The sequence below is a fragment of the Gimesia chilikensis genome (assembly GCF_008329715.1).
GTDB lineage: Bacteria > Planctomycetota > Planctomycetia > Planctomycetales > Planctomycetaceae > Gimesia > Gimesia chilikensis.
The window spans coordinates 422,936-445,648 of sequence record NZ_VTSR01000006.1; the positions used below are offsets into that span (position 1 = coordinate 422,936).

The 22,713-nt window shown below is 52.5% G+C and carries 20 protein-coding genes; 15 read left to right on the plus strand and 5 right to left on the minus strand.

Annotated elements, in window-relative coordinates; translation table 11 throughout:
* The first annotated feature begins 26 nt into the window (after positions 1 to 26).
* Positions 27 to 3,758: a DUF4175 family protein gene (locus FYZ48_RS08670; protein ID WP_149339406.1), complete on the plus strand. Its 3,732-nt coding sequence runs from the start codon at positions 27 to 29 to the stop codon at positions 3,756 to 3,758.
* Positions 3,755 to 4,489, plus strand: a complete 735-nt coding sequence (locus tag FYZ48_RS08675) for a hypothetical protein (protein ID WP_149339409.1) — start codon at positions 3,755 to 3,757, stop codon at positions 4,487 to 4,489. Before FYZ48_RS08670 ends, FYZ48_RS08675 begins: the two co-directional genes overlap by 4 nt.
* Before the next feature lie 91 nt (positions 4,490 to 4,580).
* On the opposite strand, the gene FYZ48_RS08680 is transcribed toward FYZ48_RS08675, so the two are convergent.
* Positions 4,581 to 4,925, minus strand: coding sequence for a hypothetical protein (locus FYZ48_RS08680; RefSeq protein WP_149339412.1), 345 nt, complete (start codon positions 4,923 to 4,925; stop codon positions 4,581 to 4,583).
* Between the two features lie 148 nt (positions 4,926 to 5,073).
* Positions 5,074 to 5,688 carry a hypothetical protein gene (locus FYZ48_RS08685; RefSeq protein ID WP_149339414.1) on the minus strand — a complete coding sequence of 205 codons (615 nt, stop codon included), beginning with the start codon at positions 5,686 to 5,688 and terminating at the stop codon, positions 5,074 to 5,076.
* A gap of 413 nt (positions 5,689 to 6,101) precedes the next feature.
* On the opposite strand from FYZ48_RS08685, the gene FYZ48_RS08690 reads away from it, so the two are divergent.
* Together FYZ48_RS08690 and FYZ48_RS08695 are read left to right on the plus strand one after the other, a co-directional pair.
* Complete coding sequence (locus FYZ48_RS08690) at positions 6,102 to 6,650, plus strand: sigma-70 family RNA polymerase sigma factor (RefSeq protein WP_145042644.1); 549 nt, start codon at positions 6,102 to 6,104, stop codon at positions 6,648 to 6,650.
* Positions 6,647 to 8,341 (plus strand): hypothetical protein, encoded by a 1,695-nt coding sequence (locus FYZ48_RS08695; RefSeq protein WP_149339418.1) that lies wholly within the window; start codon positions 6,647 to 6,649, stop codon positions 8,339 to 8,341. The genes FYZ48_RS08690 and FYZ48_RS08695 overlap by 4 nt, the downstream gene beginning before the upstream one ends.
* A 296-nt stretch (positions 8,342 to 8,637) precedes the next feature.
* Here FYZ48_RS08695 and FYZ48_RS08700 read toward each other — a convergent pair whose 3' ends face one another.
* A complete protein-coding gene (locus tag FYZ48_RS08700) occupies positions 8,638 to 9,312 on the minus strand; it encodes a FadR/GntR family transcriptional regulator (RefSeq protein WP_149339421.1) in 675 nt (224 codons plus the stop codon).
* A 218-nt stretch (positions 9,313 to 9,530) separates the two neighbouring features.
* Here FYZ48_RS08700 and FYZ48_RS08705 point away from each other — a divergent pair, with 218 nt between their 5' ends.
* The 3 genes from FYZ48_RS08705 (at position 9,531) to FYZ48_RS29215 (ending at position 12,944) form a co-directional block, all read left to right on the plus strand.
* Entirely contained in the window at positions 9,531 to 10,379 is an 849-nt protein-coding gene (locus FYZ48_RS08705; RefSeq protein ID WP_145042650.1) for an HpcH/HpaI aldolase family protein, read from the plus strand.
* Entirely contained in the window at positions 10,357 to 12,693 is a 2,337-nt protein-coding gene (locus tag FYZ48_RS08710) for an aminotransferase class III-fold pyridoxal phosphate-dependent enzyme (RefSeq protein WP_149339423.1), read from the plus strand. Before FYZ48_RS08705 ends, FYZ48_RS08710 begins: the two co-directional genes overlap by 23 nt.
* An 86-nt stretch (positions 12,694 to 12,779) precedes the next feature.
* Complete coding sequence (locus tag FYZ48_RS29215; RefSeq protein ID WP_187781934.1) at positions 12,780 to 12,944, plus strand: hypothetical protein; 165 nt, start codon at positions 12,780 to 12,782, stop codon at positions 12,942 to 12,944.
* 65 nt (positions 12,945 to 13,009) lie between these two features.
* Here the strand turns inward: FYZ48_RS29215 and feoB are convergent, their stop codons facing one another.
* Both feoB and FYZ48_RS08720 read right to left on the minus strand, forming a co-directional pair.
* Complete coding sequence (feoB, locus tag FYZ48_RS08715) at positions 13,010 to 15,295, minus strand: ferrous iron transport protein B (protein ID WP_149339425.1); 2,286 nt, start codon at positions 15,293 to 15,295, stop codon at positions 13,010 to 13,012.
* 77 nt (positions 15,296 to 15,372) lie between these two features.
* Complete coding sequence (locus FYZ48_RS08720; protein ID WP_145042658.1) at positions 15,373 to 15,597, minus strand: FeoA family protein; 225 nt, start codon at positions 15,595 to 15,597, stop codon at positions 15,373 to 15,375.
* A gap of 589 nt (positions 15,598 to 16,186) precedes the next feature.
* Between FYZ48_RS08720 and FYZ48_RS08725 the strand changes: the two genes are divergently transcribed.
* From FYZ48_RS08725 to FYZ48_RS29235, 8 genes are all read left to right on the plus strand, one after another.
* On the plus strand, positions 16,187 to 17,152 hold the full coding sequence (locus FYZ48_RS08725) for a DUF1559 domain-containing protein (protein ID WP_149339427.1): 966 nt from the start codon (positions 16,187 to 16,189) through the stop codon (positions 17,150 to 17,152).
* A gap of 119 nt (positions 17,153 to 17,271) precedes the next feature.
* Positions 17,272 to 17,439 carry a hypothetical protein gene (locus tag FYZ48_RS29220; protein WP_187781935.1) on the plus strand — a complete coding sequence of 56 codons (168 nt, stop codon included), beginning with the start codon at positions 17,272 to 17,274 and terminating at the stop codon, positions 17,437 to 17,439.
* Positions 17,440 to 17,865: 426 nt separating this feature from the next.
* Positions 17,866 to 18,795: a DUF1559 family PulG-like putative transporter gene (locus tag FYZ48_RS08730; protein ID WP_149339430.1), complete on the plus strand. Its 930-nt coding sequence runs from the start codon at positions 17,866 to 17,868 to the stop codon at positions 18,793 to 18,795.
* 109 nt (positions 18,796 to 18,904) lie between these two features.
* Positions 18,905 to 19,075 (plus strand): hypothetical protein, encoded by a 171-nt coding sequence (locus FYZ48_RS29225; RefSeq protein WP_187781936.1) that lies wholly within the window; start codon positions 18,905 to 18,907, stop codon positions 19,073 to 19,075.
* 482 nt (positions 19,076 to 19,557) lie between these two features.
* Positions 19,558 to 20,496, plus strand: coding sequence for a DUF1559 family PulG-like putative transporter (locus FYZ48_RS08735; RefSeq protein WP_149339432.1), 939 nt, complete (start codon positions 19,558 to 19,560; stop codon positions 20,494 to 20,496).
* 156 nt (positions 20,497 to 20,652) lie between these two features.
* Entirely contained in the window at positions 20,653 to 20,820 is a 168-nt protein-coding gene (locus FYZ48_RS29230) for a hypothetical protein (RefSeq protein WP_187781937.1), read from the plus strand.
* A 591-nt stretch (positions 20,821 to 21,411) separates the two neighbouring features.
* On the plus strand, positions 21,412 to 22,368 hold the full coding sequence (locus tag FYZ48_RS08740; protein WP_149339434.1) for a DUF1559 family PulG-like putative transporter: 957 nt from the start codon (positions 21,412 to 21,414) through the stop codon (positions 22,366 to 22,368).
* Positions 22,369 to 22,524: 156 nt separating this feature from the next.
* Positions 22,525 to 22,686 (plus strand): hypothetical protein, encoded by a 162-nt coding sequence (locus FYZ48_RS29235; RefSeq protein ID WP_187781938.1) that lies wholly within the window; start codon positions 22,525 to 22,527, stop codon positions 22,684 to 22,686.
* Positions 22,687 to 22,713 lie beyond the last annotated feature (27 nt).

A 22,713-nucleotide genomic window follows, 5' to 3' on the forward strand; every position in this document is an offset into this window, starting at 1 on the left:
TCTCCTGATTGGCTGAATCCATAAACATGCCTCATTCCATTCGAGCACAACTCGAGCATCTGCACCAGAAGATCCGACAGCTGATCTGGCTGAACGGGGTCTGCTGGGGGCTGACGATCCTGCTCGCTCTGGGATTGCTCGCCGTCGCACTGGACTGGAGTCTGGATATCACCGACCCCGCGATTCGGCTCATCCTGGGTCTGGGTATCGGGGCGGCCCTGGTCTCGACGGTCTGGAAACGACTGCTGATCCCCTTAAAGACCCCCATCACCGATCTCGACCTGGCACTGAAGATTGAAAAACGCTATCCGGCTCTGAAGGACAGTTTTTCGAGCAGCATCGAGTTCGAAAACCAACCGGCGGCGCATTACGCGGGCTCTGCCCAGATGCGACAGGCCGTCATTCAGGAATCCTACCAGCGGGCAGCCCAGATCAATTTTCTGGAACTGATTGATACCCACCCGATTCGCAAAGTCATGATCTCGGCAGCCCTGCTCTGCCTGCTGGTGTCGGGGCTCGCGATCCTGCATCCTCGGCAGGTCATGTTAGGCTTTCAGCGTCTGATACTCCCCTTCTCCGCTCCGGAGTGGCCTCAGAGTGTGGAACTGCTGATTCTGGATGAGAATCTGGTGCCCATCGAAACCAGCCCCGGCAATCCGTATCAGGTTGTGGAAGGACAGACCTTTCAGTTCTTTGTCGAAAACCGCAAAGGCGATCCGCCCGAAGACCTGATGCTTGAGTATCAGAACAGCCAGCAGTCCCAACTCCGCCCGCAGATCTATTCTGAACCGCTGCGAATTGTTTCGGTTCCCGACACCGCCACCGGCGTGGAACGCGATCTGGGAACCGGTTCCCTCGTGGTCTCCAGCAAAACTCTCAAACTGCGAGCGGTTGGCGGCGATGATACCAGCATGCCCTGGTTGACAATTGAGTCGGTCCCTCCGACCACCATCAAGCTGGAGAAGGTCACACTCACTCCCCCGGAATATTCGCAAAAGAAAGAAACCAGCCTGCCCGCGGGCATTGGTCATTTCAAAGCACTCGTGGGGACCAGGGTTAAGATCTCAGCCAGTTCGAATAAGCTGCTTAAATCGGTCGCGCTACGCGTGAAAGATCAGCCGCCGAAACCGGTTCAACTGGACCAGGACCGCAGGCATTTCGCGACGGAATTTATCGTAACAGAGCCAGGCACCTATTCCTACTGGTTCGACATCGAGAACGACCAGGGATTCCGGCCTCCCTCACCGGATCGTTATGAAATCACGGCAGTCCTCGATGCGCTGCCCGAGGTCTTTCTGGAAAAACCCGATACCGACCTGCAGGTTACTCCTGACGCTCAGATCCCGCTGGTAGTCGCCATTCGCGATGATCTGGGCATCGCCAGTGCTTTGATTCGCTATCAGAAATCCTCACGCGAAGAATCACTCTCACGGGCACTTCGTACAGATCGTCCCACGGAAACATTTCCTCTCGGATTCCAATCGCAGCAGCCGGCGACAGATGTGATCATCAATGAGAACTGGAATCTGACAGAGCTCTCTCTGGAAGAAGGCGACCGGATTATTTTCCGCGCGGAAGCCACCGACTTCTTTCAACCAATTATATCCGGGGAAACCGAAAGTGGTGTCAAAATAGACCCGCATACCGGCAGCAGTATTTCGCGTGTACTGACGATTGTCAGCCCTGACTATAAATCAAATGAGCTCGTCAACCGTCATGCACAGTTGCTGGAAGAACTGACGCGTGTACTCAAAGACCAGCGACTGCTCAATACGGAAATCAAGGATGTGCAGCATCAGCTGGAACGCGTCGGTCAGGTACGCACACAGGAGCTCGACACCATCAAGCAGGTCGAGATGGACCAGAAGCGGGTCGCTTCCCAGCTGGCCAGCCCGCGTACCGGCCTGGAACCTCGCGCGAAAGAACTGCTGCAGGAACTGGAATGGAACCGCATCCAGGACCCAGGCATGCAACAGCGCCTGTCAGAATTGAGCACCGAACTCTCCCGGCTGAACCAGGAACTCTTTCCGCAGATCCAGGAACAGATGACGCAGGCCCGTAAGAAACTGCAATCCTCTGTCGATCAGGCCCCCGAATCAAAGGATGACCAGAAACAGAAACCGGCCGCCGGAAAACAGAAATCAACGGACCAGGCTCCCGCAAAAAAATCAGACCGTGATGCAGAACCGCTGGAAGCCCTGACCAGAGCCGAACAGGGACAGCGACAGGTGATTGACCGGCTGGGTACGATGCTGCAGTCACTCTCACAGTGGCAGAAGACCCGGGACCTGGTTTCCGAACTGGATGAGCAGATCGCACAACAATCCGAAATTCAGGAACAGACTACGGAACTGGCCAAACGCACGATCACCCGTTCGTTTTCCAACCTGAAACTGCAGGACCAGGCCGACCTCGAAAAACTGGCCAGCCGCCAGGAACGTCAGTCAGACCAGTTCAAATCCTTCCGTGATCTGCTGGATAACATCCAGGCAGAATCAAAGGCGAATTCCCAGACCGATCAGTTTGAAAAGCAGGCGGCCCTTGATTTCCTGCGGAAACAGTCGTTACCCGAAAAAATGCGACAAACGGCAGATCGACTCAAGCAGAACCAGGTCGGACAGGCGATCCAGGAGCAGCAGCAGATTCAGGAGTCGATGCAGAAACTCAAAGACATCTTTGAGAACCAGGCAGAGGAATCTCCCGATCAGCTGATCAAGAAGCTGAAACAGTCTGAGCAGGAACTCAGCCAGTTGAAGCAGAAACAACAGGATCTGCTGCAGAAACTGAAGACGGCTGCACAGGACACGAACAAGTCGGAGCTGAAAAAAGAGCTGGAGCAACTGGCCAAACAGGAACAGGCACTCAAGCAGCAACTGGACCAGTTGGAAAACCAGTTGCAGAAACTGAGCCTGAACCGGGCCTCCGATTCAGTTCGCCGTGCCAGCCAGCGACTGTCTAAAGCCAATGACTCCCTGAGCCAGGGACAGACAGGTCAGGCCGAACAGGAAATGCGCGAATCACTGGATGACCTCGAACAGGCCCAGCGCGAACTGGCCTCACGCAGACAGGAACTGGAAGAAACCCTCGCATTTGAGGAGTTCACGAAACTCGAGTCGGAAATCGAGTCTCTGATCGAACGTCAACAGGCGGTGATTACCGAAACCAACCGCCTCGAAACAGTGCGTAAAGAACGTGGCCGCTGGTCGCGGGGGCAGCTCAAGTCACTCAGGCAGCTCGCGGAAGCTGAGCGTGATTTACAGAACCAGACACAAACTTTCGTCGATAAGATGGCAGCGGCTCCGGTCTTTGGACTGGCGATTCGCAAAGTCCGTGATCAACTGGAAATCGCAGTGATCCGACTGGAAGAGCGACTCACGGACGAGGAAACCCTGGCCGCAGAAACCGGTGCCCAGAACAGGCTGAAGGAAATTCTGGCGATCCTCAAATATCGCAAGAGTACACCGAACCAGGAATCAGGCGACGGCTCACCGTCACAACAACAGATGCCCACCGATCAGATTCCACTGGTGGCCCAGCTGCGACTGCTCAAACTGCTTCAGGAAGAGCTGCTACAGCAGACGACTCGCTTTAATGAATCCATCGATCAGCAGAAAGAGCTGACACCCGAGCAACAGGAACTGCGTAAACGTCTCTCCCGGGATCAGGCCGACCTGGCGGAACTGTCGCAGGAACTGATGTCTCTTTTCACCGGCTCCCAGTCTGACGAAACAGAACCATTACCCGAGACTGTCCCATGAAACGCGTTACCTTTCCACAGACGATTCGCACGCTGTGCCTGCTCTCTCTGGCCGGACTCGCTGTGTTTCTGTACTCTCCGAAACTGCACGCAGCAGATGAACTGCTGAAAAAGAAGACCACACCTAAACCGGCTGAGACAGAAACTCCGGATAAACCAAAAGAGAATAAGCTCAAACTTCCGGAGACGAAGCTGGATCTTCCTGACCCGGATAAGCTCCCCAAAGCCAAACCCGGAAACCAGCTGCCTGTTGAACCAATCATCAAGGAAATGCAACGGGCCAGCAAATTGATTTCCGAACAGAAGACCGGAAAAGAAACCCAGCAGATACAGCGCGAGGTGGTGCGGAACCTGGAAGAGCTGATTCAACTGATCGAGTCGAGTCCTGGCAAAACCATCCAGCGCATGAGTTCGGGGAATGAATCGGAATCCCCTCAACAGTCTGAGCAGAAACAGGCACAGAAAGACCAGCAGGGCAAGAACCAGCAGAAAGGGGAACAGCTCTCGCAGGGGCCGGCAAAGAAATCGACCGACCGACAGAACCAGGGAAAAGCGACCTCCGGTCAACTCGCGGACCGGAACGCGTATATCAAAGATGCCTGGGGGCACCTGCCTCCCGCGATGCGGCAGCAGCTCTTAAATATCTACACGGAAAAGTTTCTTCCCCGCTACGAGGATCAGGTCAAGCGCTACTACGAAGCGTTGGCCGAGAAGAACAGACAACAGCGCTGAGTCTGTTCGTCTATTGATGCTCCTCCCATAAAAAAAGCGGCCTCAGATCGTGGATCGAAGGCCACTCGCTTTGTCGTTGATTCAACCAATCTTAGGGAGGGACGACATTAAAGGTATCACTACGAAAGATTGTCGTATCGTAGCTGTTCCCGCTGTAAAGTCGCACATAGTTCCAGCGACGTGCGCCCCGTAGTGCAAACCCGGGTGTCGTTGCCAGTTCAGGCACACGATAGGCAGAGCGGCTCTGGGGCCGTGGATAACGGGCAGCGACTTCCGGTGGCAGTTGGTGGCTGTAATAGGATCGATTATACATCCAGCTTTCAGCACGAACCTGTTGAGGATTCAGACCGAATCCAGCAGCGCCACTGGCGACAACAATCAACAGGATTGAATTCGCGGCCAGTCTTCGGATGCTGACTGATTCTGTGTGTTTCATGAGACTTACCTCTTTCTCCACTGACTCAGCATGTTGCGAAACATCAACACGCTGATTCCGTTTTGAAACGAATGTTGCTCTAAATCAACATTCACTCTTCAATTGGGGGATAGAAGAGGTAAGACGCAGATCCCATGCCGAACAGAGATCAGTCGAGCGGAATTCCCGCTTCCTTGTAGAGCTCTGCTTTTTTCTTTTTATCCTCCAGGACCAGGATGTTCCCGGATTCAGCATCGTACCCATACATTTTATAGGGGGGCAGTGCTGCAAACTCGACCCGGTTCTCTTTCATCATCTGCATGTATTCGTCGTAAGTGGGGAATCGATCATTCAAAGCCTTATGGGCCTTAATCGCCTGTTGCATTCCCAGGGTACTCACGCGGGACGACATTGAGACATAAGCACTTCCGGCTTGAGAGAAGGGATCGACGCCTTTGATCTTCCCGTCGACGACAATAATCTCGGGATTCTCCAATGCTTTCTTTGCATCCACCACGACAGCGGTCGTCTTCTGCAGAATGCTCTTCTTCTGGTCTCCGCCTGCAGGCTGGGCTGCTGGTTCGGGAGCCGCCTGTTCTGCGGCGGCGGGCATCTCCTCTGCTGCTCCCGCGGGGGCCTGCCCCTGGGGTTCATTTCCGTCGGCCATTCCCTGCTTCCGGGCAATGTCCTGCGGATCCTGACATCCCAGACCAACGGTGAACAGAAGCAGACACAGCAGGCCTGCTCGCGACAAAAACCCAGATTTCAGCTCACTTTGATTCATCGATGACGCTCTTTCCAATATTTCAGAAAAACCCGCTTTAATTTTGCTTCCAATGGACTACTACATCTGTAAGACTGATTTGGTTCTACAAACCAATCTCTACTATCAGATTCCCTCTGCTCACATTTAATACGATTCAAACTGTAATTCACCACAAATCTGGTGAATTACAAATGTTTTTCAAAAATTTGACATTAGATCTCACTGCTCATCGAACAACTCTCTATAGCGACCTGAGGTATTTTCCTGCTGGGAGAAATACCTGGATACAGGTAGCAGAGTTTAATCAGAGTCAGGTCAGGCTTTCCGTTCTTACCTGAAGTTTGCAAGAGTTGTTTTAATGCCAGATTTTTCCGAGTATAGTAATCTTCTGGCTGAACTGCAGACTCAACTGAACGGAGCGCCTCTTAGGTATGTCCATCACGACCTCATCTTCGGATCAAAATTCCGGAGAGAAGTTTACATCATTGCTGGAGCAGGAGCGATTACGAATATTCGGTTATATTCGTACGCTTGTACCCCACAATTCTGATGCCGAGGACGTATACCAGCATGTATGCCTGACACTCTGGAATAAATTCGACGAGTTTGATCAGGATCGCGACTTCTTTGCCTGGGCCTGTGGAATTGTATACTTCACCGTCTGTAACTTTCGGAGAAGTAACCAGCGTGATCGGCACTATTTCAGCCAGGAGTTAATTGAAACGATGTCACAGGAGCGAATGCAACATCTGAGCAACTACAATCTCAGGCTGGAGCTCCTGCAAGACTGTTTCTACAGCTTGAGCCAGGCGGACCAGGATCTGCTGATCCATTCCACCCAGGAAAAACAATCCATCAAGGAGTTTGCCTGCAAAGCGGGTAAGACCGTGCAGACACTCTACAACCGTCTCAGCGCACTCAGACGTGAATTGGCGCAATGCGTCAAACGAAAACTGAAACAGGAGGGAAGCCTGAGATGAGCCTGCAGGAAATCCCCCCGGAGTTTGACGAACTCCTGAATCAGTTTCTGGAAGACGAGCTGTCTGCAGACGAGTTTGCCGCTTTCGAAAAGACCTTGCGGGAGAATCCCCAGGCGCGGAATTACTATTTCGATGTGTTGGATGTCAATTCCGGCATCGCCAGAAGCCGTACGGATCGACTCCGTGAACTCGATAGAGTGATCCTGCAGGGAATCAAGATACCTCAGCCGGCTCAAGAAAGTTCTACCTCACCGTCAAGTCGGAGCGGCGGACGTGCCATCGCGTTTCTTCTCGTGGCAGCAGCTTCGGTTTCAGTCCTTCTGCTGACAGAATGGATCATGACCGGCCACTTTTTCTGGAATCAGCCGGAGCAGGTCGTTCAACCTGACAATAAAGCCAGTGAAGATCCTCCGCTGGCATTAAGCGATTCTTACGTCGCCACCCTTTCTCGGTCCTTTGACTGCAAGTGGGGAAATGATAATCCGCCCCGCTTTTCCGGACAGAGACTACTCTCCAAAAATCTAACCCTGCTGCAGGGCATCGCGGAATTCCGCTTTGACAGCGGCGTACGGCTCGTACTGGAAGGACCGACGACGATCAGCATAGATTCTGCTACCTGTGCGAAAATCGCATACGGATCGGTGGTGCTGCACGGTTACGAATCTTCCCCCGAGTTTGAACTGGTGACCCCGCAGGCTCGCTTCTATGACATCGGCACCGAGTATGGTGCCAAAGTTGCTGAAGACGGGGGAACCGAACTGCATGTTTTTCAGGGAGCGGTTCGCGTTCAGCCTGAAATTGAGCTGGCTCAGATTTCAGCTCCCCTGGTCGTCAATGAGGGAAATGCCCGCCTGATCGAACCAGAAACCAATAAGCAAATCAACCTCGAACCAACGCGATTCAAGCGGGAAGTTCCCGGCCAACCCAAGGCCCTGACCGCGGTCCGCAAAGAACTGCTGGCCTACGACAGTTTTCACCCTCCGAAAATTGCCGATCCCGCGCGGTTTTCTGACTGGAGAAATTCCGGTTTCGGCTGGACGACTCCCTGGCGCAGTCGGGCTCAGAAACTGAGTGAAGCCCCCGGAAAAAGCCTGCCCCAGCTTTCGCTCCAACCTGACCAGAAATCTAAAGACCAGACCGGCAGTATTGAGCTGGAACGGGGCAATACCGCCTGGCGATCCCTGGAAAAACCGATTCGTCTCGACACAGACGCGCTGTACTACCTCAGTTTCTTTATCCAGCAGGCTGCAGAACCAACGGCGGCAGGACTCCATTACGGGAATATTTCGCTGCAGTCCGATCAGATCGATAAACTGACTGGTCAACGCGACAAGATCATGTTTGGAGTGAATTCTCAGAATTACCCCACCCTGCTGCTGAAAGGGCAGACCCAGGAAAAAGCACCTCCCCTTCTACCGGAAACGACTTACTTTTATGTAGCGAAAATCGTGGCCAGCGAGAATGCCCCCGACCAGATTTTCCTGCGTGTCTTTTATGAAGATGAAACCATTCCCGATCAGGAACCGCTGATCTGGACCTGCGTCTCCACGCCCTTCAAAGATTCCAACATCTATCCCCACATTCGTATTCATGCCGGCAAATCGAGCAAATACCGGTTTGATGAACTACGAATCGGCTCTTCCTGGGAATCCGTCGTGAATTTCCAGGACCCCAACAAGCTGCCGGAATAAGCCCCCATCAAGACCTTCCGATGCAACAATGCGAAACGAGGGATATCCCTGCAACCGCGTGAGCAATAAATCCCTTACCGATGCGCTCACTCAGCTCTTTTCACAAAAATTTAAAAAATGATTGTTTTCCTGAGTAGGTTTTTAACTGGGCAGAACAATTACCAGACAGCAGGCAAATGTTTTGTGGATCCAAGGGTAGTTTGAGTTCGTACTATCCCACTAGTCCCTGAACGGCGGGGGTCATGCACGTGACGGCATGGCCCCCTTCTTATTTGATACACAGCATATTTTGAGAATCAGATCAGATCCTCAAACTGCTGTCGAATCAACACGCGGGCATGCTCCCGATCCTGCCTGCGAATGGCACTGGCCAGTTCCGCATGCTCCCAGACGATCCGCGCTGATCTACCTGAATCCAGTCGGTCAATTTCCGGTAGGCTGTGAAAATACTCAGCGAGGATCTGCTGCATTCCGGCGACATACTTGGAACCGGTCATTTCCAGAACCAGAGAGTGAAATGCCAGATCCAGCTCGATTGATCGCTCCCATTCCTGATCTTCCAGGCAGGACTGCATCTCAGCTACCAGTGCATCCAACTGGTCCATCTGTGATTCCGTCGCATTCTTGACCGCCAGCTCGATCGCACCGATTTCTAATACATACCGCAGCAACTTCAGCTCATCTCGTTCATGCGAAGAAACAGTGAGTAGCGGTAGACTTTCCGATAACAGCTGAACCAGGTCCGGTCGCCTCACGACCAGCCCTTTGCGCTGCTTCCCGTCCAGAATTCCCAAGGCCCTCAGGCGACTGACCGCTTCCCGGACAATCGTCCGTGAAACCTGATATTCTTCTGCCAGTTGTCCTTCCGTCATAAACACATGGCCTGCCGGCAACTGCTCCTCAACGATGCGCGTACGGATTTGCTCCGCCAGTCGGGTCGCCATCGTATTTTGCGAAGATTCGGTTTTCATGCCGTTATTATCATACAATTAAAACCCGCATGTCAATTATCTCAGCCTGGAGATCTGCCTATCTCTTCATAAAACAGAGAATTATGTTATTTTAGACTCATTCCAGACTCACCTCCGATGAGCCTTGCAGTTTTTTTTATCCTACAATATTTTATGATTGTTAACACCGTCAGCTTCCAATCACCGCCGCGTGCCATCGTTGACAAAGGAAATCCTTAATGCGAATCAGTCGCGTCAAACAGAAACTCAACCAGAATGAACCGGTCCTCTTTACCCAGCTGCATCTGCTAGACCCCAGCGTCTTTGAACTGACCAGCCTGATGGGCTTCGATGGCATCTGGATGGACATGGAACATCACACCTACAGTGTGGAGACCGCCAACCAGTTAATGCGGGCTGCCCGAATCGGAAGCTCTGACATTCTGGCCCGACCGGCCAACGGCGAGTTCATGCGACTGGGACGTATGCTGGAAGCGGGTGCCCAGGGCATCATGTATCCGCGCTGCAGCAGCGCAGAAGAAGCAGCGGAAGTGGTGAAATGGTCCAAGTTTGCCCCTCTGGGAAAACGGGGATTCGACGGCGGCAATCCGGACATGCCCTACTGCACGATGCCGATGGGTGAGTACATTCAGCAGGCAAACGAAAATACATTTATCATCATCCAGCTGGAAGAACAGGCAGCGGTCGACCAGGCGGAAGCCATTGCAGCGGTCCCGGGAGTTGATGCACTGATGCTGGGGCCGGGTGACTTCTCGATCCTGGAAGGCTTCCCCGGACAGTTTGATCATCCACGCCTGCAGGCTGCCATCGACGCCATTGCTGCCGCCGCCGCAAACCAGGGCAAACACTGGGGCATGCCGACCTTTAACACCGAACACGCGCAGATGCTGCTCAGCAAAGGTGCCCGGCTGTTGTTCCATATGGCGGATATTATTTTCATCAAGAATGGCCTGGAACTGATGCAGCAGCAGTTCAGCCAGATTGGGTTCACCTTCGATAATCAGCTCAACAAACCAGCCACAGCCTACCTGGAGGGCAAGAGTGATGAACAGCAAGCTTCCCGATGACAAGACACTCTTCGACCAGCAACTGAAGCAGTTTATGCCTCCGGGCAGCTTCGATGCCCACGCTCACTTCTATCGCCCCCAGGACGCCATCGCCGGACTGCCCTCCTCTGCTGAAAATGCGCAGGGTTTCTCGGGCTGGCAGGAATACTGTGACAAGCAGGATCCCTGGATGGGCCCGCTCCGCCCCTCTGCCGGCCTGTTCTTTGCCATTCCGAATCCCAAACTGGAACGGGACGGCGCCAACGAGTATGTCCTCAATGAAATCAAAGATCAGCCCGGCTCGCGTGCCCTGCTGCTGGTCACCCCCGCAGATGATCCCGCTGAAGTGGAAGCCAAAATCAAAGCAGGCCCCTACAGCGGATTTAAAGTCTATCATGTCTACGCCGACCGCCCAGACACCCTGGAAGCGGAGCCCCAGGAATTCATTCCGGAATGGGTCTGGGAACTGTCCGAACAATATAGTCTGGCCATCATGCTGCACATGGTACGCGCCCGTGCGGTGGCAGATCCAATCAACCAGAGTTATATACGCAACCGTTGCCTGCAGTACCCCAACGCAAAACTGATCCTGGCGCATGCCGCCCGTGGCTTCTGTGGTAATCATACCACCGAAGGCATCGCCTCTCTGCGCGGTCTGGACAATGTCTTCTTCGACACCTCCGCCGTCTGTGAAGCGCAGCCTTTCGAAGCCATTCTCCGCGAGTTCGGCACTACCCGCCTGATGTTTGGAAGCGACTTCTCCGTCAGCGAACTAACGGGACGCTGCGTGAGCATTGGCGATGGTTTTCTCTGGCTGGGAGACCAGAACGTTAACTGGGAAACATCAAAGTTTGCCCAACCGGCGCGTGTGGGACTCGAATCCCTGCTGGCCCTCAAACAGGCCTGCCACACCTTTAGACTGAATGATGCCGACGTCGAACGTATTTTCTGCACCAACGCACGGCAGATGCTGGGCATCCAGACTGCCTCCCCGCAGAATCAGACCCAGGAAACCTATCGACGTGCGAAGCAGTTGATCCCCGGCGGCACACAGTTACTCAGCAAGCGTCCCGAAATGTTTGCCCCGGACTGCTGGCCCGGTTATTACCGAGAAGCCAGCGGCTGCGAAGTGATTGACCTCGACGGTAAAAAGTATCACGATCTGGCGACGTCCGGAATCGGCTCCTGCCTGCTGGGCTATCGCGACCCCGATGTGACTGACGCTGTCGTACGACGGGTGCAGCTCGGCTCCATGAGCTCGCTGAATGCTCCGGAAGAAGTCGAACTCGCTGCACTGCTGACGGAACTGCATCCCTGGTCCGACCAGGCCCGCTTCTGTCGCACCGGCGGCGAATCGATGTCGATCGCCGTTCGCATTGCCCGCGCCTCAACCGGCCGCGATGAGGTCGCTTTGTGTGGCTATCACGGCTGGAGCGACTGGTACCTGGCTACCAACCTGCCCCGCAAGTCAGCCGAAACGGGAACCACTCTCGACAAGCACCTGCTGCCCGGCCTGGAACCGGCGGGCGTTCCCATGGGACTGGCAGAGACGACACACCCTTTCACCTACAACGATATCGATGCCCTGAAACAGATCGTGAAGGAACGCGGTTCAAAACTGGCTGCTGTCGTAATGGAACCCACACGCTACACTCACCCCGAACCGGGTTTCCTGGAAGCGGTTCGCGAGATCTGTGATGAGTGCGGTGCGGTGCTGGTAATCGATGAAATCACAACCGGCTGGCGATTGACGCTGGGCGGCGCGCATCTGCATTACGGAATCGAGCCTGATATCGCCGTGTTTGCAAAAGCACTCGGCAACGGACACCCGATTGCAGCCATCATCGGCAGGCGAAGTGTCATGGATGCCGCCGAGAACTCCTTTATCTCCAGCACCTACTGGACCGAAGGCGTCGGTCCGACCGCGGCACTGGCGACCATCAAAAAAATGCAGTCTGTCGATGTCCGTCAGCACATTGACCAGATCGGGGAAGCGTTTCGAGCCGGCTGGAGCGAGTTGGGCGCACGCCATCAACTGCCCGTCAAAGTCTTCGGACACTCGGTTCTGCTGCATCATACGTTCGACCATCCGCAGGCTGCCGAACTGGGGACGCTGTTTACGATTCGCATGCTGGATCACGGTTTCCTGACCGGCAGTGGATTTTACCCGACACTCGCGCACGAGCAGCGACATGTCGATGCATACTTCCAGGCAGCAGACGCCGTGTTCGCCGAACTGAAGCAGGCACTTGACCAGGATGACTTAACAACGCGATTGAGCACTCCGGTCCGGCACTCCGGGTTTGCCCGGCTGACTCCCAGCCCGAAAAGCTGAATCGGCCGCTGGACGCACTGAGGTTAAGGGATCACAGTTGCCCCCGTGCTGTGTGGGCACTCACCTACTTCAACTGGTCGAGCGATATGAAATTGGGAGCGGAAGAAGATTCTGAACTCGAAGGACAGCCGCTGCAGGAGCCGCCGGCACAGCCTGGGCGTTGCTTGAAAAAATGTACCAGCCGTCGCAAGATGCACAATCCGGCTGTCGCGACGCAGAGCAATACGATCACCAGTTGCCAGTCGATCTGATTCATTGTTTCACCTCATTCAAAATGAGCTTCTGATCTTGCAGCGATGCCCTGGAGAAACCACTGTCAGATCAGTAACATCCCCACCTGATAGCAGACCAGTGCTCCCAGGTAGGCCAGTGTGGTCATATATGTAAAGGAGACGGCCGGCCAGAACCAGCTGTTGGTTTCGCGACGCATCACCATTAAAGTCGCTGCGCACTGTGCACACAGGGCAAAGAAGACCATGATGGAGACCGCGACGGGAATATTAAAGACCTTACTGCCATCCGGCCAGGTCGCGGAACGAATGGAACCGATCAGCCCTTCGTCATCTTCGCCCACATCCCCACCCAGACTGTAGATCGTCCCCAGCGTTGAAATAATCACTTCACGCGCGGGGAAGGAAGCGATCACGCCCACTCCGATTTTCCAGTCCCAGCCCAGCGGTTTAACAACCGGTGCGATGAAATGTCCTGCCTGTCCCAGAAAACTGTTTTCTACCAGTTGGCTGCTGATCTGATTCTGTTTCTCCGCCAGCATTTCCTGTTCTGCACTGAGTTCGGCCTGCTGTGCCTGCAGACCTTTGACGGCCGCCGGCTCCAGATCTTCCGCATCAGCTATCTGCGTTTCCAGCTCTGCCAGTGAAGCGTCAATCGTTTCCAGTCGGGTTTCCACTTTGAACTGCTCCGTGTGGTCGCCCGGAAAATATCCGGCAGCCCAGATCAGAATCGATGTAGCAAAAATCAACGTTCCGGCTTTGACTACAAAGGACTTGGCCCGGTTATAGACACGATAAAATACGTGCCGGGGAGAAGGCCACTTGTAACCAGGCAGTTCCATCACGAAGGGAGCGACCTCTCCTTTGAAGCAGATCCGCTTGAGGAACCAGGCGACTGGAATCGCGATCAGGGCGCCAATCGAGGACATCGCGAACAGCACGATTCCCTGCAGGGAGACAAGAGGACTGCCTGCGATCGAAAAGTAAACAATATTCGGAATGAAGGCCGCGATGAACAGCGTGTAAACGGGCCAGCGGGCCGAGCAACTCATCAGGGGAGCGACCAGAATTGTTGTGAGACGTTCGTGACGGTTCTCGATCACCCGGGTCGCCATGATCCCGGGGACGGCGCAGGCAAAGGACGACATGAGTGGAATAAACGACTTCCCACTCAGCCCCAGGCTGCGCATCAGGCGGTCCATGATATATGCTGCCCGCGCCATATAACCACTGTCTTCCAGTACGGCGATGAAGAAATAGAGGATCACAATCTGCGGCAGAAAAATGAGCACCCCTCCCACTCCGGCAATCACGCCATCGACCAGCAGGCTGCGCAGGGGACCGGGACCGACCAGTGCCTGGGCTGTCTCTTCCACAATGCCCTGACCTGACTCGATGTAATCCATCGCGGGACCAGCCCAGGTGAAGACTGACTGAAACACAAAGAACATCAGGACGAAAAAGAACATAAATCCGAGGACCGGGTGAGTCAGCCAGCGGTCGATTTTGTCGGATGCTGTCTCCTGATGATCCTGGGGATGTGTGAGTACGCCGTTTAACTGCTCCCGTGCCCAGGCATATCGCACGCGGGCCTCCATGGCGGGAACAACACACCCCGACTCTTTCAAGCGGGTGCGGGATTCATGCAGCTGATCGATCAGGCCGTTCTGAGTATGATCCTCGAAATAAGCTTCCACGTAGCCGCCGACATCCAGCAACAGACGGTCGATTAAAAAATCAGGCGGCGTCTGATTCTCTTCGTTTTTCAGCTTCTCCTGCAACAGTTTCCGCTCTGCGTAAAAATTCTCGGGAAACAGTTGCTGAGCGGTATGACGGCGACCGGGTTCAATCTGGAGGATCGCCTGTTTCACGTCGGCGATGCCGACGCCATGATGCGCCTCCGTGCAGACGACGGGAACATTCAACTTTTGCGACAGACCTGCGGCATCAATCTCAATTCCGCGCGAACGGGCCAGGTCGTACATATTGAGCACGAGGATTACCGGAATCGTCAGATCCATAATCTGGCTGAAGAGATACAGATTGCGTTCCAGGTTAGACGCATCCGCGATACAGATAATCGCATCGGGCTGATCGACCTGTTTCTGTCGTCCTAATAATACGTCGACAGCGACCATTTCATCGATGGAACGGGGAGCCAGACTGTAGGTGCCCGGCAGGTCGACCAGATCCAGTTCACGCCCCTCCCAACGAACGTGCCCCACTTTCTTTTCGACGGTCACTCCGGGAAAGTTGCCGATATGAGCATGTCCGCCGGAAAGCAGGTTAAACAGAGTACTTTTACCGGTATTTGGATTACCGATAATGGCAACCGTCATTTTTTTCTGTGAGGTAGCAGGGGAGTTGATCATGAACTTAAAATCAGAAAGCGACGCTTTCGGCTGGAGGGATCGAGTGGTGGCCTTCCGTCGAAACGGAGAGACTTGAATTAAACGAGTTCAATCTCGACACACCGGGCTTCGTTCAGACGTAAAGAAAGTCGATAGCCACGAATCGCAAATTCCAGCGGGTCACCCAGCGGCGCTTTTCCCAGCAACTGAATCTGCTCACCGTCGATCAACCCCATCTCCATCAGCCGGATGGAAATCGCATCCTCACCGGTAATGTTGGTAATGCGTGCGATCTGGCCTTTTACGATCTCGTTTAGCGTCATCTCTTTACTGGTCTCAACTTAAAGGGATACAGCAACATGCGATTGATTTACGATTCGCTCGGAACACTCTAATATAAGGAAATTGAGACTCAGTTTCAACTCCCCAAATCAGGGAAAATCAAGGTTAGTAGATTGCTCTCCGAGCCACTCTTCTGAATCTCATATTTTTCCTGACAGGAAGCCTCTCGCCAATCTGCGCTACACCAGGAGTGCCACCAACACAAACCTGTCCACATAAACATATATAAGAACAAAGCTTATAAATTTTCCTGCCAATTTTTTAATGTATTAAGATTGTGATCCCCCTTCATCAGACCTTAAAATAGCGGGGTGGTGTTTCGCGGGTATCAGATTCAATTGATACCTTGACGGAGCTCACAGACTGAATTTTCTATGTTTTTGTAAATTCGATGTTAAATTCCGTCTGATTCAACACAAATATATTTAACCAATCTATCAGGGCCCTCAGGCCTGCTCCCGCTTTCTTCCCAGACGATTCACTGCGAAGAGAGTCCCTATATCTGAAACATTTTCTTCAACAAAACTTATTTGTTGTTTTTCATTACTCGTTTTCAGGGAGTTCCAGTTCATGGAAAAAGTGTTGCTCACAAAGAAGCGTGGATTCACGCTGATCGAACTGCTGGTGGTCATTGCAATCATCGCGATTCTGATTGCACTTCTGTTGCCGGCCGTTCAGCAGGCACGCGAAGCAGCGCGTCGCTCGCAGTGTAAAAACAATCTGAAACAGATTGGCCTGGCACTGCACAACTATCACGATAACTTCCAGTGTTTTCCCCCTGGTGATATCCGTAGAACCTATGGAGCCGGCGTCACATCCTGGACGACCAGTCAGCTGGGTTGGATTCCCCGCATCCTGCCGTTCCTGGATCAGGCCCCGCTCTATAACCAGATCAACTGGGAAATGGAACATGGTGTCAGCGCGGCCCCGAACAGCAATATCCGTAGAGAGAAGCTGCCGGTCCTCCGCTGCCCCAGTGACTCATCACGTCAACCGGACGGAAACTATGGCCCGACAAACTACATGGCCTGTCGCAGCCTGGCTCTGACTTCTGACACTGCCGTGAGTAACATCACGGGAACCAACCGGGACGTCAATTCGATGTTCCGCATGAATAACAGTGTCCGCATCCGCGACGTTGAAGACGGAACCACCAACACCATGATGGTCTCCGAAACCTTCGCCAGCGCTCCGATGTGCAGCGAGTTGCCGACCAACAACAGTTGTGCTGCGACCTGTGCCACCGTTTATGGCAGTAATACCACCGGCGCTCAGCAGGGCTACTCCTGGTTCTACGCCTCGCTGTATCAGTCGCACTATTATTGTACGGTGTATACACCGAACTCCAAGATTCCTGACTGTGGTGCCGGTTCGAGCTCTACCAACGCGCTCCTCTCTGCTCGCAGTAAACATGTTGGTGGTGTGCACGTGCTGCTGGCTGACGGATCAATCCGCTTCGCTTCAGACAACGTCGATATCAACATCTGGCGTAACCTGGGGAATTACAATGATGGTAATGTCCTGGGTGAATGGTAAGCTTAACTTTTGTTCTTAACTGTGATCGATACCTCGCCACTTGTCAAAAGTGGCGAGGTCTTTTTACTCTGACGATATTGACTCACTCAATTCATGTTCTTATTGGAAAAAGAAAACCGATGACCAGAATTCTACGCTCGCTCTTATTCGTAATCTGTCTGACACCATTCCAGTTTGGCTGTGGTGGCGGTGCTCCCATGACACCAGAATCCGAAGCCGACCCCGTTGAAGAACTGGATCCGTCAGTCGAAGCAGAAGCACAGAAGAATGCGATGAAAAACAAGTAGGCAGTCCAGACGGTCTGATCGATTGTTTTCTGCAAAATCAAGCCAGAGTCAGCGCTGAAACATCAGTTGACTCTGGCTTGATTTATTTATCCCCTGCCTGCAGACACCTGGAATAGTGATCATTTAATTGCAGGAAAGCCGATGTGTATACTGGACTTCTCGGCTACATCCCCCTATTATTACTGCATCTGAGCATGTAGCACCTTGTGCACATTTGCATGTCGCATCGCAGCACATGAAGCTGCGGTTCTCTTATTCTTGAGTTGGCCCTATATCGCCTGCCAACATTCACTCGAATAAACACTACTCTGAAAATACGAATATCGCACCAGGCCTGTTGCTCCGGTTTCTAACCGCAGGTACCAGTGCGTTCTTATTTGAAATGTAATCTGTACGTCTCAATTCATAATTTCAGGAGTTCAATGAATGAAAAGAACGTTGCTCAACAAGAAGCGTGGTTTCACGCTGATCGAACTGCTGGTGGTGATTGCTATCATCGCTATCTTAATCGCGCTACTTTTGCCGGCAGTTCAACAGGCTCGTGAAGCCGCCCGTCGCTCGCAGTGTAAGAACAATCTCAAACAGATTGGGCTGGCACTCCATAACTACCATGACAATTTCCGCATGTTTCCCCCGGGTGACGTTCGGCGAACCTATGGAGGTGTCAGTTCCTGGACGACCAGCATGATTGGCTGGATTCCCCGCATTCTGCCCTTCCTGGACCAGGCTCCACTCTACAACCAGATCAACTGGGAAATGGAAACTGGTGTCAGCGCGACTCCCAACAGTGAGCTGCGCAAAGAAAAACTGACTGTGGTTCGGTGTCCCAGTGACTCCTCACGGCAACCCTCAGGCAGCTACGGTCCCACCAACTACATGGCCTGTCGCGGCAGAACCATGAACACGACCAGCAACAAGGGGACTTCGATGTTCTGGAACAACAGTAACACCAGAATTCGTGACATCGAAGATGGAACCTCAAACACCATGATGGTCTCGGAAACATTTGCCAGCGCCAAACTCTGCTCGGAACAGCCGACCGGCACCAATGGTGATTGCCCGGCTACCTGCACCGAATACACGGGAGGCACACAGCAGGGCTTCTCCTGGTTTTATGGTGTGAACTATGAAGGCACCTACTTCGGAACCCGTTATACGCCGAACCACCCCCAGCCCGACTGTGGTGGCGGTTCCAGTTCACAGGCAGCCCACCTGGCAGCCCGCAGTAAACATACTGGCGGTGTGCATGTTCTGATGGGTGATGGCGCGGTCCGGTTTGCTTCAAGCAATATTGACGGTCAGACTTGGATCAACCTGGGCGACCCCCAGGATGGTAACGTGATCGGTGAATGGTAATCAGACCTGAAAAGGTATGATCGATAATTCAAAATCGCCATCTGGTCTGTAGATCAGGTGGCGATTCTTTTCACTCAAGATATCTAACAAACAACGGGAGAATATAGCAATGACTCGATTTTTGTTTCTGCTTCTGACGACTCTCTGCTTCACACCACTCATCGCAGGTTGCGGAGAAGAAGAACCCATCGTTCAGGAAGGGGAGCACAATATTGTAGAAGAACTGGATCCGGCTGAAGAAGCTGCTGCACAACAGAAAGCGGCCAGAGAGAATCGCTGATTTCACTTTCAGACGAATCAGATATTTTCATTTTACTATCTGATTCGTCTTTCCCACATCTCGCCTGAACACCCCATTGCCACTTCAAGCCCGTTTCCCAAGGGCTCTGCGGACCAGGCAGCACATCGTACACCTAAACGCTTGCTCTGGAAGAGTTTGAGATTTTCATTTTCTGCATTTTTTCCAGAAAACTTTTTGGATTTTCCAGTCCGATTGGTTATAGTGAAGCGTCGATTCATTTAAGAATATCTCGTGAATTTTCGAAGATATTCAGGGGTTCATCCCCGCACTTCTCAATCAGTAATCACGAACTTCAGGCTTACTATTCACCTTCAAAGCCTGATTTCATCCAAGCTCCAGACATTTTAATCAAAGACGACAATGGGTTTTCCGCTCTTTGTCTTGCTTCTTTACAAATTCTTTGTCTAAGGAATCGTAGATGTCCTAATCATTTCTTTTTTTCAGGAGTAGGAGTTCAAGTAATGAAAAGTGTGTTGCTCAAAAGAAAACGAGGTTTCACTCTCATCGAACTGCTGGTTGTGATTGCTATCATTGCCATCTTAATTGCTTTATTGTTACCGGCAGTTCAACAGGCCCGTGAAGCCGCCCGTCGCTCGCAGTGCAAAAACAATCTGAAACAGATTGGCCTGGCGCTGCACAATTATCACGACAACTTCCGGACGTTCCCGCCGGGTGATGTCCGCCGAACTTACGGAGGCGCCAGCTCCTGGACCACCAGTTGTCTGGGCTGGATTCCCCGCATCCTGCCCTTCCTGGACCAGGCCCCACTCTACAACCAGATCAACTTTGAAATGGAACACGGAGTGAGTGCAGCTCCTAACAACAGCCTCCGCCGGGAAAAACTGACAGTTGTCCGCTGTCCCAGCGATTCTTCCCGTCAGCCGTCGGGCAGTTATGGCCCCACTAACTACATGGCTTGTCGTGGACAATCCCGGACTGCTGGGAATAACTCTTCCAATTCCATTTTCAGTATGAACAGCCTGGTAAGAATTCGTGACATCGAAGATGGAACCTCTAACACCATGATGGTCTCGGAAACGTTTGCCAGCGCCCCGATGTGTAGTGAATTACCTGCCAGCAATGGTACCTGTAATGCCGTCTGCAGCACTGTCTATAACAATAACACCACAGGTGCTCAACAGGGTTACTCGTGGATGTGGGCTCAGCAGTATCACTCGCACTACTATAGTACGACTTATACGCCGAACCCCAAAACACCCGACTGTGGTGCGGGCAGCGGTTCGACAACCGCGACGGTCTCGGCACGAAGTAAGCACACCGGCGGCGTGCATGTGTTGCTCGCTGATGGCTCGGTTCGCTTCGCCTCTTCCAATATCGACCTGGATACCTGGCGCCAAATCGGTAACCACCAGGACGGTAATGTCATCGGTGAATGGTAAGACTCTCTGTGTTGATTCAGTTCACAACAACCTCGTCACCTGAGTCAGGTGACGAGGTTTTATTGAATCAACCGGCTCAACGGGACTGGTTCCGTGCCTCCTCCATTCAACATGGCCCCTTATTGAAAGTTAATTTTGAAAGGAAGAATTGATACCATGACACGCGCGCTCTATGCCCTGTTATTCATGCTCAGTTTCACTCCGTTCCACTTTGGTTGTGGCAGCGATGAACCGATGACTCCAGCAACTGATGCAGATCCGGTGGAAGAACTGGACCCTGCTTCCGAAGCAGAAGCCGTTAATGAAGCTCGCAAGGATACCTAAAACACGCCCATCGAATTCTGCGACCGGTCTATACGAAGATCTGCGTTCCATAGAGTTTCTGTGTAGCGCAGTTTTTTGTGCGCTATGCAATCTCAAGCATTGAGTAATGCCAACCCCTGACCAGTGCGGACTTTAGCTACTGATTCCACTACGAATTCGAGCAGCAGCCAGCAACCAGAAACCCACAGCTTCAAATCAGCTTTTCATAAGAGTCCTCGAACCTGTGATGCGGATTGAGTGATTCCCCTGCTCAGGGTTATCTTAAATTTAGTAACTGGCATCTTCACTTTTCATTTTTTAAAAAAACTGTCTGGTAATAGTGAACTGATCCGTTATAGTGGATAAATGGGCTTATAGGATTTCATTGGACTCTCTAAGAAAAAATCCTGCGGTCTTCCCCATCTTTTACTGTATTCACAAGCAGCGTCGCTTCACTTAAAGTTGAAGCGTTTCATTGACCATTTTTCAGATAACTCAAGAACCTCACAGCAGAGCGCTTCGCGGATTGCTGTGTTCTTTCACATCCTCATGTTGCAGGAAGTACGCCGATGTCATAATCATCATTCATTTCGTTTTCAGGAGATTCAAGTCATGAAAAAAATGTTGCTCAACAAGAAACGAGGTTTCACCCTCATCGAACTGCTGGTTGTGATCGCCATTATCGCGATCCTGATTGCTCTACTGTTACCAGCGGTCCAACAGGCACGCGAAGCTGCCCGTCGTTCCACGTGCAAAAACAATCTGAAACAGATTGGCCTGGCTCTGCACAATTACCACGATAACTTCAAGATGTTTCCTCCAGGGGCGATCCGTGATACCTACAGTGGTCTCAACTCCTGGCAGACCAGCCAGATCACCTGGATCGGTCGTATTCTGCCTTTCCTCGACCAGGCACCGCTTTACAACCAGATCAACTTTGAGCGAGCACCAGGTAATGGCGGAACCAATGCTCCTCTCCGCAGAACGAAACTGCCAGCAGTTCGTTGCCCCAGTGATTCGTCCCGGCAACCCAACAGTGGCTACGCGCCAACTAACTATCTGGCCTGCCGTGGTACAGAAGGCGGTGCAGGAAACGATCGTTTCGACTCCATGTTCAGCCTCAACAGCCGCATGAGAATTCGCGACGTCGATGATGGGACTTCGAATACGATGATGGTCTCGGAAACCTTTGCGAATGCACCGTTTTGTAGCGATCAACCTTCCAATTCGACGGTCAATGGCTGGCGTGTGGGAACCTGTCCTGCCAGTTGCCAGACCGGGTCGGAGTACACAGGTGGAAATCAGCAGGGATACTCCTGGTTCTACGGTACTCATTATGAGTCCCATTACTACGGGACTGTCTACAACCCCAATAACAAGAACATGCCTGACTGCGGTGGTGGCTCCAGCACAACCGCAGCTCTGCTGGCCGCACGAAGTAAGCACACAGGTGGTGTGCATGTTCTACTTGCTGATGGGGCAGTCAGATTTGCCTCAGACAACATCGACAACCAGACGTGGAGATTCCTCGGTCATCCGCAGGACAGTAACGTACTCGGAGAATGGTAAGCCATTCTGTTAGTTGAGCCTCACAACTCTCGTCACTTTCCATCAGTGGCGAGAGTTTTTCCGGCTGTCTGTTCCGTGTCTGTCGATTCGTATGCAAGTCTACACGGACCTGAAACATTGATAACTTACCTCTCAGTAGAAGAAAAGAAGCGTTCCATGCACCGATTTTTATTATCATTCCTGTTGCTGCTTTGTCTGGCTCCCTTCCAGGTTGGCTGTGGGGGAGAAGAAGAACCATTACATCAGGAAGAAGAAGTTGACGATCAGATTGATCCGGAACAGGAAGCTGAAGACATGCGCAAACTCAAACAAAATTAGAGTCGCTTTCCAAACGATCTCGATTCA